This window comes from Sphingorhabdus sp. (assembly GCF_044354325.1).
GTDB lineage: Bacteria > Pseudomonadota > Alphaproteobacteria > Sphingomonadales > Sphingomonadaceae > Sphingorhabdus_B.
Map to the genome: position 1 here is coordinate 1 of NZ_JBILAF010000061.1, position 12,409 is coordinate 12,409.

14 protein-coding genes, 2 tRNA genes and 1 pseudogene are annotated in these 12,409 nt (G+C 55.6%); 8 read left to right on the top strand and 9 right to left on the bottom strand.

The window, feature by feature from the left end; all coding sequences use genetic code 11:
• Positions 1 to 190 (top strand): annotated as a pseudogene (locus tag ACIQ0G_RS06935) (hypothetical protein); the annotation flags it as partial.
• A 49-nt stretch (positions 191 to 239) separates the two neighbouring features.
• On the opposite strand, the gene ACIQ0G_RS06940 reads toward ACIQ0G_RS06935, so the two are convergent.
• Positions 240 to 716, bottom strand: a complete 477-nt coding sequence (locus ACIQ0G_RS06940) for an Lrp/AsnC family transcriptional regulator (protein WP_395637989.1) — start codon at positions 714 to 716, stop codon at positions 240 to 242.
• A gap of 157 nt (positions 717 to 873) precedes the next feature.
• Here ACIQ0G_RS06940 and ACIQ0G_RS06945 point away from each other — a divergent pair, with 157 nt between their 5' ends.
• The 3 genes from ACIQ0G_RS06945 to ACIQ0G_RS06955 all read left to right on the top strand — a co-directional run bounded on the left by ACIQ0G_RS06945 (position 874) and on the right by ACIQ0G_RS06955 (position 2,883).
• Positions 874 to 2,517, top strand: a complete 1,644-nt coding sequence (locus ACIQ0G_RS06945; protein WP_397577272.1) for a histidine kinase dimerization/phospho-acceptor domain-containing protein — start codon at positions 874 to 876, stop codon at positions 2,515 to 2,517.
• A 145-nt stretch (positions 2,518 to 2,662) separates the two neighbouring features.
• Positions 2,663 to 2,739, top strand: a tRNA-Ile gene (locus ACIQ0G_RS06950).
• A 67-nt stretch (positions 2,740 to 2,806) separates the two neighbouring features.
• Positions 2,807 to 2,883: transfer RNA gene (locus tag ACIQ0G_RS06955), tRNA-Pro, on the top strand.
• 95 nt (positions 2,884 to 2,978) lie between these two features.
• On the opposite strand, the gene ACIQ0G_RS06960 is transcribed toward ACIQ0G_RS06955, so the two are convergent.
• A complete protein-coding gene (locus ACIQ0G_RS06960; RefSeq protein WP_397577273.1) occupies positions 2,979 to 3,215 on the bottom strand; it encodes a hypothetical protein in 237 nt (78 codons plus the stop codon).
• The gene (locus ACIQ0G_RS06965) at positions 3,212 to 4,609 is read right to left on the bottom strand and encodes a M28 family peptidase (protein ID WP_397577274.1); all 1,398 of its coding nucleotides are present in this window, start codon (positions 4,607 to 4,609) and stop codon (positions 3,212 to 3,214) included. Before ACIQ0G_RS06965 ends, ACIQ0G_RS06960 begins: the two co-directional genes overlap by 4 nt.
• 114 nt (positions 4,610 to 4,723) lie before the next feature.
• Here ACIQ0G_RS06965 and ettA point away from each other — a divergent pair, with 114 nt between their 5' ends.
• Entirely contained in the window at positions 4,724 to 6,403 is a 1,680-nt protein-coding gene (gene ettA / locus ACIQ0G_RS06970) for an energy-dependent translational throttle protein EttA (protein ID WP_397577275.1), read from the top strand.
• 82 nt (positions 6,404 to 6,485) lie between these two features.
• Here ettA and ACIQ0G_RS06975 read toward each other — a convergent pair whose 3' ends face one another.
• The 4 genes from ACIQ0G_RS06975 to ACIQ0G_RS06990 are packed head-to-tail and all read right to left on the bottom strand — an operon-like array spanning position 6,486 to position 9,006.
• Positions 6,486 to 7,115: a pyridoxamine 5'-phosphate oxidase family protein gene (locus ACIQ0G_RS06975; RefSeq protein WP_397577276.1), complete on the bottom strand. Its 630-nt coding sequence runs from the start codon at positions 7,113 to 7,115 to the stop codon at positions 6,486 to 6,488.
• Positions 7,112 to 7,735, bottom strand: a complete 624-nt coding sequence (locus tag ACIQ0G_RS06980; protein WP_397577277.1) for a carbonic anhydrase — start codon at positions 7,733 to 7,735, stop codon at positions 7,112 to 7,114. Before ACIQ0G_RS06980 ends, ACIQ0G_RS06975 begins: the two co-directional genes overlap by 4 nt.
• Entirely contained in the window at positions 7,735 to 8,046 is a 312-nt protein-coding gene (locus ACIQ0G_RS06985) for a P-II family nitrogen regulator (protein ID WP_397577278.1), read from the bottom strand. Before ACIQ0G_RS06985 ends, ACIQ0G_RS06980 begins: the two co-directional genes overlap by 1 nt.
• A 3-nt stretch (positions 8,047 to 8,049) precedes the next feature.
• On the bottom strand, positions 8,050 to 9,006 hold the full coding sequence (locus ACIQ0G_RS06990; protein WP_397577279.1) for a sodium-dependent bicarbonate transport family permease: 957 nt from the start codon (positions 9,004 to 9,006) through the stop codon (positions 8,050 to 8,052).
• A 78-nt stretch (positions 9,007 to 9,084) separates the two neighbouring features.
• Here ACIQ0G_RS06990 and lipA point away from each other — a divergent pair, with 78 nt between their 5' ends.
• Both lipA and ACIQ0G_RS07000 read left to right on the top strand, forming a co-directional pair.
• Positions 9,085 to 10,011: a lipoyl synthase gene (gene lipA, locus ACIQ0G_RS06995; protein ID WP_306063568.1), complete on the top strand. Its 927-nt coding sequence runs from the start codon at positions 9,085 to 9,087 to the stop codon at positions 10,009 to 10,011.
• A gap of 8 nt (positions 10,012 to 10,019) precedes the next feature.
• Positions 10,020 to 10,478 carry a type II toxin-antitoxin system RatA family toxin gene (locus tag ACIQ0G_RS07000; protein ID WP_397577280.1) on the top strand — a complete coding sequence of 153 codons (459 nt, stop codon included), beginning with the start codon at positions 10,020 to 10,022 and terminating at the stop codon, positions 10,476 to 10,478.
• Here ACIQ0G_RS07000 and ACIQ0G_RS07005 read toward each other — a convergent pair.
• Complete coding sequence (locus ACIQ0G_RS07005; RefSeq protein WP_397577281.1) at positions 10,442 to 10,954, bottom strand: CinA family protein; 513 nt, start codon at positions 10,952 to 10,954, stop codon at positions 10,442 to 10,444. The two genes, ACIQ0G_RS07000 and ACIQ0G_RS07005, sit on opposite strands and share 37 nt — an antisense overlap.
• Positions 10,955 to 10,956: 2 nt before the next feature.
• Positions 10,957 to 12,099, bottom strand: a complete 1,143-nt coding sequence (locus ACIQ0G_RS07010) for a bifunctional 2-C-methyl-D-erythritol 4-phosphate cytidylyltransferase/2-C-methyl-D-erythritol 2,4-cyclodiphosphate synthase (protein WP_397577282.1) — start codon at positions 12,097 to 12,099, stop codon at positions 10,957 to 10,959.
• An 82-nt stretch (positions 12,100 to 12,181) separates the two neighbouring features.
• Here ACIQ0G_RS07010 and ACIQ0G_RS07015 point away from each other — a divergent pair.
• Positions 12,182 to 12,409: tRNA-dihydrouridine synthase (locus ACIQ0G_RS07015; RefSeq protein ID WP_397577283.1), on the top strand; the 228-nt coding region annotated here is incomplete at its 3' end.

Genomic DNA, 12,409 nt, shown 5'->3' on the forward strand with positions numbered 1-12,409 from the left:
GACCGACCGCACCCGCTTCCGCCTTGCCATGTCGAAAGCCATGCTCGGCGATTATGCTGGCGCGAAAGCCGACTTTGCGCAGATCACTGGTGCAAACCGCAAGGCAATTGCCGAATATTGGGTGATCTATATCAACCATTTGGAAAAGCCTGCACCAGCAGCCGCGCCTGCGGCAACGCCAGCTACCTAAGCTTTGCGATAATTGATTGGAAAAGGGCCTGAGCAATCGGGCCCTTTTTTTATGCCATTGGGATTGGCACGCCCGGTTCGTCTTTTGCGGTGCGAATGGTCAGCGACGTTTTTACGCTGCTGACATTGGGCGCGGACGTTAATTGCGATGTCAGAAATTCCTGAAATGACTGCAGATCGCGCGCAACGATTTTGAGGATGAAATCAATTTCGCCATTCAGCATATGGCATTCGCGCACATCGGGGAGTGCCCGAACATGCTGCTCAAATGCCTTCAAATCTTCTTCGGCCTGACTTTTTAAGCTAACCATGGCAAATACGGTGATTGTGTAGCCCAAGGCGCTGGCGTCGACATCTGCGTGATAGGACTTAATCGTCCCTGACTGTTCCAACGCGCGCATGCGGCGCAAGCATGGCGGGGCAGTCAACCCAACCTTTGATGCAAGTTCCACATTGGTAATGCGACCATCAGCCTGCAATTCCGCCAAAAGCTTCATATCTATCGCATCGAGGTTCATATTAGCCATGATCTTGTTATTTCCATTTCGATTATGCCCCCGCTTTATAATATAATTATATTATATTGCAATTGTCCCAAAGTGTGACGCACCAATTTTGTCGCTTTCGCACGTCCTGATATCGGTTTATCCGGCGGCCACAACACGGATGATATAGCATTAGGATGTGCTGAATTTGCGCTTTGACGACCGCCTTGAAACCACTTTGCGTCAGGCGGGGGATGATGGCATTGGCTTGTCGGCGAAATGGCAGCAACTGGTTGATATATTGGCGCAAAACTCTTCGGACTTTGACCCGGCTGCGGTCGCCTCCGGCTTGCAAAACGTGGAGCAGTTTATGGACATGGTTCCCGCAACTGTCCGCGAACAATGCGTACGCGCCTTGTCTGGGCGACTGCGTTCTGCGCCGTTGCTCTTGCTGCTGTCGGGTGATGTTCCGGCGGTTGCCGCTGCGGCGGTCAGTGCCGCGCGGTTGAATGATCATGAATGGGCAGATATCGTCCCCCATATGCCCACCCGTGCGCGCGGGTTCTTGCGCAACCGCGTCGACATTGGCCCCATGACCCTGCGTGCGCTTCGGTCATGTTCTTCGGCCGATTTCGCGCTGTCTCTCGACAGATCCGTTACCGAGACAGCGGTGCGTGCGCCGCAGGTTGTGCAAATCCGCGACATTGTTGAACGCATCGAAAAATTGCGAATTGAGCGGGAACGTCACGATGCGGCTGAAATACAGGCCGGGGCGTCTGTCGAACCAGTCGTTTCGCTTGGCAAACCGATTGACGAAATAGGCTTTGAAACCGACGAATATGGCACCATCAGCTCGGTTGAAGGCGCACCCGCAGGGGCGATTGTTGGCGTGGATATTGCGGAGCCCGCATTTGACCAGGGGCCCGGACCAGATGCCTATGGCGCCGCTGCCTTTCGGCAAAAAATGCCACTTGAAAATGCGCGCCTGCGCCTGTGCGGCGCGCCTGCGATTGCCGGGGACTGGCGGATCAACGCGGCACCGTTTTTTGAACCTGCCAGTGGACGGTTCAAAGGCTATCGCGGGATATTGCGTCGCCCCAATATCGCGGAAGTCGCGCACATTCCGGAAGGCGACACGCATGACGCGGAAAATATCCAGCAATTGTTGCACGAACTGCGCACGCCATTGGGTGCCATTATCGGCTTTTCCGAAATTATCGAACAGCAACTCTTTGGTCCTGTCATCGAGGAATATCGCACAATAGCCGCTAGCATCCTGCACGATGCCCGGCGTTTGCTGTCTGGCTTGGATGATCTTTCAACCGCTGCAAAAATTGAAACGGGAACTTATGTTACGGAGGTCGGTTTAACCGATTGCGATTGGCTGTCGCTTCGGTTGGCAGATCGGCTCCGCGAATTGAGCGACGCTTTGCACGTTACCCTGAACTTGGTCCATGCACATCCGGTCCGGCCATTTGCGCTGGATAACCAACTGGCAGAGCGTCTGTTTTCGCGGCTGTTGTCTGCCGTCATCATCGGCTGCGAGCCTGGCGAAGTCCTCGATGGTCGTTTCCGGACGGAGCCCGGGTTGAATGCGGTTAATCGTTTTGTGCTTAGCTTACCGAAAAAGCTTGGCGATATGGATGAGGACGCACTGTTCGGCTCCGGCCCGCTTGATGATTCTCATGACGCGCCATTGCTTGGGCTTGGCTTTTCGTTGCGCCTCGTACGGAGCCTTGCCCGAAATGCTGGCGGGGATTTACGTTGTTACAATCAAGCGCTGATCGTGTCGCTTCCAGCCGTCAATGACGGGCGAGCCGGATTAATGGACGAAGAGCGATAATGCTATGGTGGAACAGAAGCGTTCGACCCAAAAGGATGGTGCTTTATGTAAACGTCAGCCGATTTAAATCTTTTTGGTGAGATAAAGGCTTGCAACCTCGCCCAAAGTTCGGCTATCGGCGCGCAGGCAGTTGGCGAGCCGGTCAGGGCCTGTAGCTCAGTTGGTTAGAGCTGGCCGCTCATAACGGCTAGGTCGGGGGTTCGAGTCCCTCCGGGCCCACCAGTTTCACTTTTGTGGAATTTGGCAGGCAGCCAGCCGCGCGGACATTGTTATACCAGTGATCCCTTGTCGGGGAGTAGCGCAGCCTGGTAGCGCATCTGGTTTGGGACCAGAGGGTCGCAGGTTCGAATCCTGTCTCCCCGACCATTTTTTCGGAAAAATTTCAAAATCTCTGGCATTTTTGCCGACCGGTGCAGCTTTGCGTTCCGTGTGCTGCATTGCCCGCGATATGTTGCGATGATTTACTGCGCAGCGCCGCCACTTGCATTGGCCGCGTCAATTTCAGCCTTTGCATCCGCTTCAATCAGCTTCGTCGCTTCTTCGGCGGCTTGTTCAATGCTCAGCTTTTGCGCGGCCAGTTCCTTTTTCTGCGCGGCCTCTGGTGTGTCCGCGTCACCAGCCTTGTCCGTTTCGGTGGGGGCCGTGTCGCCACAACCCCCAACCATAAGCATGAACGCCAAGACAAAAGCGTGTTTCAACGCGCCGCCTCTGGCTTCAATTCGCCGTCATAATTTGCAACGAGCGCTAAGGTTGCAACCCATGCCGCGACGTTTTGGCGCAATTCGGCTTTGTCGATCTTGTCGAGCGTATCGTCTGGCGTGTGGTGCAGGTCGAAATATTTCGTGCCATCTTGCTGCAGGTCAATGATGCCCAATTTCTGCGCCGCGATTATCGCGCCAACATCCGCGCCGCCGCCGGCCAAATCCTTGCGCGGAACAACACCCAAGGGGGCCAATGCGGAAACGATCTGACCGCGAAGTGCCGACGCGCTTTCGGGCAGGCGGAAATCTACGGCCCAGACTTTGCCCGCGCCGAAATCGGATTCCATCGCGAGGGCATGTGGCTCACTAGCGTGCTTTTCACCATAATCCCGGCCACCCCAAATGCCGACTTCTTCAGCGCCAGCCCACAATAGGCGCACGGTGCGCTTGGGTTGGCCCATCGATTTCAAATGCTTGGCCGCGGCCCCGATGATGCCGCAACCTGCGGCGTCATCAATGGCGCCGGTCCCAAGGTCCCAGCTATCCAGATGGCAGGCGATGACAATCATGGGAAGTTCAGGGTTCGAACCCTTAACTTCGGCCAAAACATTGCCCGATGTCTGCATGCCGACATTTTTTGGGGTCAGCTTTAACTTCATCCGCACAGGCTTACCGCGCGCAATCATACGCTCCAGATTTTCGGCGTCGGGTATCGATAATGCACCAGCCGGAATGGGCGTGACGCCGGAGTCAAAGTTGGTGTTCCCCGTGTGCGGGTTGCGATGATAATCGGTTCCGATTGAACGGATGACGATGGCCGCCGCACCCTTTTTCGCGGCAATGTTCGGGCCGACAAAGCGGGCAGGGCCAAATGCGCCGTAGCTGCTGCCATCCTGCGTGGCTTTCATATTGTGACTGACAAAGGCAATCTTGCCTTTCAAGCTGCCATCGGGGGCTGCGCGCAGATCATCAATCGTCGGGAAATACACGATTTCAGCTTCGAGCCCAGAATCGCCTGTGCTGCCGCTATTGCCCAATGCGGCAATGGCAAGCTTCTGCGGAAAGGGGGCGACGATGGATGCGGTTTCTTCGCCGCGCACCCATGTGGGCATCTGATATTCTTCGATGCGGACATTATCAAATCCAAGTGCCTTCAGCTTGCTGACCGCCCAAGTGCGCGCGCGCGCTTCGGCTTCGGTACCACCCTGCCGCGGGCCGATTTCAGTCGTGAGCCCTTCGACGATGTCATAGGCAAAACTGTCACTCTGCAACGCTTTGTCGCGGATCGATGCGACCGACGCACTGTCGGGCGACGCAGGCGCGCCCAGTGCGAGGGATGGCGAAAGGAACAGCGTGGAGGCTGCGGCGAGCAATAGGATGTTTTTCTTCATGCTTGGCAGGCTTAATCGCATCGTCGGGATTTGCAATCCCACCTTGCGGCGAAACGCGCAGATAGCTAGGGAAGCGGCCAAATCAAAAGTAATGCAACACAGGAATTAAAGCCCATGGCAGCCCAATATAGCTTCGTAATGAAGGGAATGACGAAAACCTTCCCCGGCGCAAGCAAGCCCGTCCTCAACAACATCAATCTGCAATTCTATCCGGATGCAAAGATCGGCATCGTTGGGCCAAACGGCACGGGTAAATCCACGCTGATGAAAATCATGGCCGGAATGGACACAGAGTTTACGGGCGAAGCGTGGCCCGGCGAACATATCCGCGTCGGCTATCTGGCGCAGGAGCCAGAGCTTGACCCGAACAAAACGGTCAAGGAAAATGTCATGGACGGCGTGCGCGCTGTTGCCGATCTTGTGGATCGTTTTAACGAGATTTCGGCCATCATGGGCGATCCGCCGGAGGATGCCGACTTTGACGCGCTCATGGAAGAAATGGGCACGCTTCAGGAAAAGATTGATGCCGTTGATGGCTGGTCGCTCGATAGCCAGCTGGAGCTCGCGATGGACGCGCTACGTTGCCCTCCCGGCGACAGCCCCGTCACCAGCCTTTCGGGTGGTGAAAAGCGCCGTATCGCGCTGACGCGGCTTTTGCTCGAAAAGCCCGACATATTGCTGCTCGACGAACCGACCAACCACTTGGACGCAGAGTCCGTTGCATGGCTGGAAAAGCATCTGGTCGATTATAAGGGCAACGTCATCCTCGTGACCCACGATCGCTATTTCTTGGACAATGTCGTCAGCTGGATCCTTGAGCTCGATCGCGGACGCTATTTTGTCTACGAAGGCAATTATTCGACCTATCTCGAAAAGAAGGCGAAGCGTCTGGAGCAGGAATCGCGTGAAGACGCTGGTCGTCAAAAGGCGATTAAGGACGAGCTGGAGTGGATCCGGCAAAGTCCAAAGGCCCGGCAAACCAAATCGAAAGCGCGTATCAAATCCTTTGACCAGCTGGTCGAGGCGCAGGAAAACCGTGCACCCGGTAAGGCGCAGATTGTTATCCAGACGCCCGAGCGTTTGGGCAGCAAGGTTATTGAGGTGAAGAATGTCACCAAGGCCTATGGTGACAAACTGCTCTTTGAAAACCTGTCCTTCACCATTCCGCAAGGCGGCATCGTTGGTGTCATTGGTCCAAACGGTGCGGGTAAATCGACTTTGTTCCGCCTCATCACCGGTCAGGAAGTTCCGGATTCGGGTGAAATTGAAATCGGCGAAACCGTGCGTTTGGGCTTTGTCGACCAAAGCCGCGATGATCTCGACCCCAACAAAAATGTGTGGGAGGAAATTTCCGGCGGCGCCGACTTTATGAAATTGGGCAAGCATGAAACGCCGACCCGCGCTTATGTTGGTGCGTTCAACTTCAAGGGTACCGACCAGCAGAAAAAAGTTGGTCTATTGTCCGGTGGTGAACGCAACCGCGTGCACATGGCGAAGATGTTGAAGCAAGGCGGCAACGTGCTTCTGCTCGATGAACCTACCAACGATTTGGACGTTGAAACATTGTCGGCATTGGAAGAAGCCCTTGAAAGCTTCGCTGGTTGTGCCGTGGTCATCAGCCATGACCGCTTCTTCCTTGACCGTCTTGCAACGCACATTTTGGCGTTTGAAGGCGACAGCCATGTCGAATGGTTTGAAGGCAATTTTGAATCCTATGAAGAAGACAAAATCGCCCGCCTTGGCGACGAAGCCACCCGCCCACATCGTGCAACCTATAAGAAGATGACGCGTTAATGGTGACATGAAGCGAACCCTCCTCTGCAACGCCAATGCAGCAGAGGAGGGCGCTTTGGCCGTTAGGATAGAGTGCCGCGGTTTAGGGAACCAGCCAGCTCCCAAGCCATAGATTTTGCGTTTGGTCCCAATGCCATTTTGCGCGCCTATGCCCGGCGTTGGCCAGATATAGCCATTCGATGCTGTTCGCCTGAAACATCAAAGCCGCAAAATTGCCGCGGTAATCGGCCAATTGTTCTTCTTCGGGCTGTTTGCCTTCAATCCATTCCGGCAATCCTGACGAAGGTTGCGCAATCGGTGTGCCGGGCGCTGCTTCGGCCATGTAACAGCGGCGGGCAAATGGCGTTGAACCGGACCAGGCCGTATCTGCAAGATCGCCATCGGAGGTAATGTGGGCGCGTCCGGATAGCCGGATCTGCGCCTTTGCCGCCGCGTCATAGACCAAAACGCTCGTCGCCGCGCCGCTTTGCAGTTGCGCGATCTTTTCGGACCGTGCGTCCGTATGAAAACGCAAGCTTCGGCTATCACGCGACACCGCGCGCAATATCATGATGCGCAATTGCGGCGTGCCGTCTGCATCAACGGTACCGACAGTCGGCGTGTGTGCAGGGCTGTTCCGGTCCGTTACACCGGCTGCAACGACATTCCACGCTTCCGCAAAACTTGCGTCAAGGTCGTTATAATAGGTTGGCAAGGCGACCTGATTGGTCATTGGACCTCAAACTGATCGCTTTGGTCATTGAGCACATGAAGGTTGCCGTCGGCGATGCCGAAATAGGCACCATGTAGCTTCAGCTGCCCGGATCGCTCGCGCTCTTCAATGAATGGAAATGTGCGCAGATTTTTCAAACTCACCCTTATGGCGTCCAGTTCCAAATCATGTTGCGGGTCGTCGGACGCTGATGCTAAAATCTTTTCACGGGCAGGGCGGATAATGTCGACCCAGCCATCAATGAAACTGTGGCCCCCATGGCCCAGATTTGCACCTTCCAACGATGCTTTAATGCCGCCGCACTGGGCGTGACCAAGGACAACGATGTGCCGCACTTCCAACCCCATTACGCCAAATTCAATGGCCGCAGACACACCATGCAACCCGCCGCCTATTTCATAAGGCGGAACGAGGCTTGCCACATTGCGCAACGCGAACACTTGGCCGGGCTTTGTGTCAAACACGGTTGCCGGATCGACCCTGCTATCACAGCAGGAAATGATCATAATGGGCGGCGCCTGACCGTCATTCGCGAGCTCATCATAGCGCGCTTTTTGGCGGACATAGGCATCGGATTTGAAGCGGCGATATCCTTCGACCAGCACAGCAAATTCGGGCATTAAAATCTTTCCCCACGCACAACCTGCACATCGCCGATGGTGAGCAACATCCCATAGCTGTCCAGCAAAGGTGCAATCGCCTCAATCAATCCGGACGTCTTGGCGTCTGATGCGATAGCCAGCACGATTGTTTTCGCGCTTGCTCCCGTGACATCGTCCTGTTGCCATGCACCAGCACGGCCACCGCCAGAGTCGACGTGAATTACGCACCAGCCAGATATATCGACCGCTTTCAATTGTGCGACAACACGCGGCACGAGCGGCGTATCCACCAGAATTTCGATCCGCTTACGGCTGACAGTTTGAATCATAAATCATCCTATTGCTTTGGCGAATGCCGCAAAAATGCTGATGCCAAAGATGATGTTGAAAGGAAAGGTTACGCCAAGTGACATGCTGAGGTAAATGCCGGGGTCGGCTTTGGGTAGGGCAAGCCGCATCGCTGCTGGAACGGCAATGTACGAGGCACTTGCCGCCAAGATGCCAAGCGTAGCGGCGGACGCGACATCCAGACCGACCAATGTCCCGACAATTGTACCAATTGCACCGTTTAACAATGGCATGACAATAGCGAGGCTAACCAAGCGAAGGTTCATCTTGCGTGACTGGATAAGCCGCCGTGCTGCGATCAGCCCCATATCCAGCAGGAACAAGCAAAGGACGCCGCGGAATCCGGTATCGAACACTGGCATAATCGGTGCGAAGCCATCGCTGCCGGCAATAACACCAATGATGAAGCTGCCGACCAAAATCATCACTGACGCGTTGGTGAGGACCTCGTGCCATGGCGTGGAGGATTTTTCGGTCGTATCTTTGTCGCCGCGCCGTGCAAGCATAAGGCCCGAAATAATGGCGGGGGTTTCCATCAAAGCAAGAACGGCGACCATATAGCCTGCTGGGCCTAAACCTTGGCCGGTGAGAATTTCTTTTGCGGTAACGAACGTAACCACGCTGACCGAGCCATAATGTGCCGCGACCGCGCCGGCATCGACTTTGGAAAGTCCGCCAAATTGGCGAAGCAACGCAAATGCGATGACCGGCAAAAGAAAGCTGAGGGCAAGGCCTGCCAACGCAGCAGCGGCCACTTCTGCCGTGACTCCGCTGTTCGCCACCTCAACGCCGCCCTTTAAGCCAATGGCGGCCATCAGATAGATGGACATGGCTTTTGCGAAGGCTTCGGGAATGCTGAGGTCGGACTTAAGTGCGGCAGCAATAAAGCCGAGGACAAAAAAGAGAATTACCGGCGACGTCAATGTGTCGATTATCATCATAGCCTCTTTGCGAATTTTGCAACCCATAGCAGGCAAGTTGCAGTTGGCAAGTTGAGGCATGGCGGCTATTCGAACGGCATGAACGTTCCGATATCGATACCCGAGCGCCCCGTGCGCGAACGCAAACCGGACTGGATCCGCGTCAAGGCACCTACTGGCGCGGGTTTTAACGAGACCCGCAAGCTGATGCGGGACTTGAATTTGAACACCGTGTGCGAAGAGGCGGCTTGCCCAAATATCGGGGAATGTTGGACCAAAAAGCACGCAACCGTGATGATCCTTGGGGATGTATGCACCCGGGCATGTGCCTTTTGTAACGTCAAAACCGGAATGCCGCGCGCTGTCGATCCGTTAGAGCCAGAGCATGTGGCGATTGCGGCGGCGAAAATGGGCCTTGAACATATCGTCATCACTTCGGTTGATCGTGACGATTTGCCCGACGGTGGCGCGAGCCAGTTTGTGAAAGTGATCGAGGCGCTGCGCCGCAACACACCCAACACCACGATTGAAATCCTGACGCCGGATTTCCGGAACAAGGCGCAAGCCGCGGTTGAGGCCATCGTTACCGCGCGGCCGGATGTGTATAACCACAATCTGGAGACTGTTCCGCGCCTTTATCCCACGATCCGGCCCGGTGCGCGTTATTACGCATCGCTTCGTTTGCTGGAGACCGTAAAGCGCCACGACCCGTCCATTTTTACCAAATCAGGCGTCATGCTTGGTTTGGGCGAAGAGCGGATGGAAGTGCATCAGGTCATGGATGACATGCGCAGTGCCGACATCGACTTCTTGACGATGGGCCAATATTTGCAGCCAACGCCCAAGCACACAAAGGTGATGGACTTTGTTACCCCAGCGGCATTTGACGCTTATGCGGCCATTGCCCGTGCCAAGGGTTTCCTGCTTGTTGCAGCCAGCCCGCTCACGCGGTCCAGCTATCACGCGGGCGATGATTTTGCAAAAATGCGTGACGCGCGCGCGGCGCAATTGGCCAAGGCTCGGTAACAGCCCGAATGCCGCACCATCACGAACGCCGTCATTTGCCGCATAGTGCGGAACAAATGTACAATCTGGTGGCCGATGTGGCGCTCTATCCCGAATTTTTACCGTGGGTCAGTGCCATCCGTATTCGCAAGGATGAAGAAGGCGAGATGCTGGCGGACATGATTGTCGGCTTCAAATCGCTTCGGGAAACCTTCAGCAGCCGGGTGGTCAAAACCCCGCATTCGTCGATTGTCGTCGATTATCTCGACGGCCCCATGAAGCATTTGCACAACGCTTGGACATTTGAAGATGTCGCGGGCGGCGGATCGATTGTGGATTTCACGGTCGATTTTTCATTCCGCAACCGTGTGTTTGAGGCACTGGCCGGACAGTTTTTTGATTCAGCCCTGCGCAAAATGACAACGGCCTTTATCGACCGTGCGGATGCACTTTACGGGGCAGGCGGCAGCAAGAGCTCAAGCGCGTAAAGCGTTGCAAAGGCGCGGATATCAGCGCGGCTTTTATCTGCACCAAACGCCTTTTTATCGCCGACCACGTCTTCGGGATTTTGCCCTTTCAGCGCGACTGCAAAGACAACCGTGCCGACGGGCTTGTTCGCTGTTCCGCCATCAGGTCCAGCAACGCCGCTGATCGCCACGGCAATGTCTGCGCCACTTTTCTTTAACGCGCCCTGCGCCATCGCCCATGCGACCGCGACCGACACAGCACCAAAGGTGTCGATAATATCTTCATTGACGCCCAGCATCGTCATCTTGGCTTGGTTGCTATATGTCACATAGCCAGAGCCCAATATGGCGCTGCTGCCGGGGACTTCGGTGATTGCGGCAGTCACCAGCCCACCTGTGCAGCTTTCAGCGACAGCGACAGTGCGGCCAGCGGCCTTGTTTTCGGCAACTACACGCGCGGCCATTTGCGCGATATCGGCGGGTAAAACGGTGTCCATAATCAATGTTTCTCAAAAGTAGCTGTGGCCTGCGCAGCGATGCCTTCGCCGCGGCCAGTAAAACCCAGCATCTCGGTGGTTGTTGCCTTTACCGATATGCAATCGATATCAACAGCCATTATTTCGGCCAACCGTTGCCGCATCTGTCCCCGGAAGGGACCAACTTTGGGGCGTTCGCAAATGATGGTCACGTCGGCATTGGCGAGTGCATAGCCCTCGTCGCGGGCGAGCTGCATCGCATAGGCCAGAAACCGGTCTGATGATGCCCCGCGCCATTGCGGGTCCGTCGGCGGAAAATGGTCGCCAATGTCGCCCTTGGCGATGGCGCCCAAGATCGCATCGGTGAGCGCATGCATGGCCACGTCCGCATCGCTGTGCCCCGCAAGACCCTTGTCATGCGGAATAAGCACGCCGCACAGCCACAGTTCGGCATCGGGAACAAGGCGATGCACGTCAAACCCATTGCCACTTCGAAATGACGGCATAGTCGATCCTTCAAAATCGGTTGAAAAGGTGAATTTATTGAGCGCTTCTGATCCCGGAACAATGCGAACCTGCCCACCACTGGCCATCAGCATGCGGGCGTCATCGGTTGGCTCGTCGCCGGTCCAAATTTCGTGCGCGGCAAATATATCGGCGAAGGCGAAGGCCTGCGGTGTTTGGATACGCCACAACTGTTCGCGGTCAACGGTTTCGGACAGATTTTGATCGCCTCTGGAAAGGCTATCGACAACGGGCAGGGCAGGAACAGCCCCGGGCGCTTCGTCGAGTGCGTCGATTAGGTCGTCAATGACCGTGCCGGGCAGAAATGGTCGCGCAGCGTCATGGATTAAAATTCGGTCTGCACCACCATCCGTTGCAATCGCCTTCAAACCCAAATGCACGCTTTCCCGACGAGTGGCGCCGCCCAGAACAAAGATCGCATCGGGTAGACCGCGCAGTGCTGCCGAAGCGTCCGCCTCTTGGCCCGCGCCAATGGCCACATAGACCTTCGAAATCGATGGATGCGCGGACAGCGCTTCATAGCTATGCCGCAGCATTGGTTTGCCGCGTACCGGACGAAATTGTTTGGGGATATCTCCGCCCACGCGACTTCCCGAGCCAGCGGCAACAATGAGCGCAATGGTGATTGGTTGAGATACCATAGCCGCGCTCTAGCGACAGCGCACTTGCCCGCCAAGCCGAAAGCGGGTAACGGCCTGCCTAAATTTTAGGCAAGTTTTGAAAATGCAGCTGAAACCTATCCAAATCGGCAATATTGAAATCAATTGTCCCGTCATTTTGGCGCCGATGACGGGCGTCACCGACATGCCATTCCGCAAAATCGTTCGGCAATTTGGCTCTGGCTTGAACGTGACCGAGATGATTGCGAGCCAAGCGATGATCCGCGAAACGCGCCAGAGCATCCAAAAATGCGAATGGGATGCGATTGAAGAGCCTGTGTCGATGCAGTTG

Bases quoted from the DNA above. Each gene is read 5' to 3' on its own strand.
- ACIQ0G_RS06940 (WP_395637989.1), bottom strand. From the start codon at position 716: ATGGCTAATATGAACCTCGATGCGATAGATATGAAGCTTTTGGCGGAA.
- ACIQ0G_RS06965 (WP_397577274.1), bottom strand. From the start codon at position 4,609: ATGAAGAAAAACATCCTATTGCTCGCCGCAGCCTCCACGCTGTTCCTT.
- ettA (WP_397577275.1), top strand. From the start codon at position 4,724: ATGGCAGCCCAATATAGCTTCGTAATGAAGGGAATGACGAAAACCTTC.
- ACIQ0G_RS06975 (WP_397577276.1), bottom strand. From the start codon at position 7,115: ATGACCAATCAGGTCGCCTTGCCAACCTATTATAACGACCTTGACGCA.
- ACIQ0G_RS06980 (WP_397577277.1), bottom strand. From the start codon at position 7,735: ATGCCCGAATTTGCTGTGCTGGTCGAAGGATATCGCCGCTTCAAATCC.
- ACIQ0G_RS06985 (WP_397577278.1), bottom strand. From the start codon at position 8,046: ATGATTCAAACTGTCAGCCGTAAGCGGATCGAAATTCTGGTGGATACG.
- ACIQ0G_RS06990 (WP_397577279.1), bottom strand. From the start codon at position 9,006: ATGATGATAATCGACACATTGACGTCGCCGGTAATTCTCTTTTTTGTC.
- lipA (WP_306063568.1), top strand. From the start codon at position 9,085: ATGAACGTTCCGATATCGATACCCGAGCGCCCCGTGCGCGAACGCAAA.
- ACIQ0G_RS07000 (WP_397577280.1), top strand. From the start codon at position 10,020: ATGCCGCACCATCACGAACGCCGTCATTTGCCGCATAGTGCGGAACAA.
- ACIQ0G_RS07005 (WP_397577281.1), bottom strand. From the start codon at position 10,954: ATGGACACCGTTTTACCCGCCGATATCGCGCAAATGGCCGCGCGTGTA.
- ACIQ0G_RS07010 (WP_397577282.1), bottom strand. From the start codon at position 12,099: ATGGTATCTCAACCAATCACCATTGCGCTCATTGTTGCCGCTGGCTCG.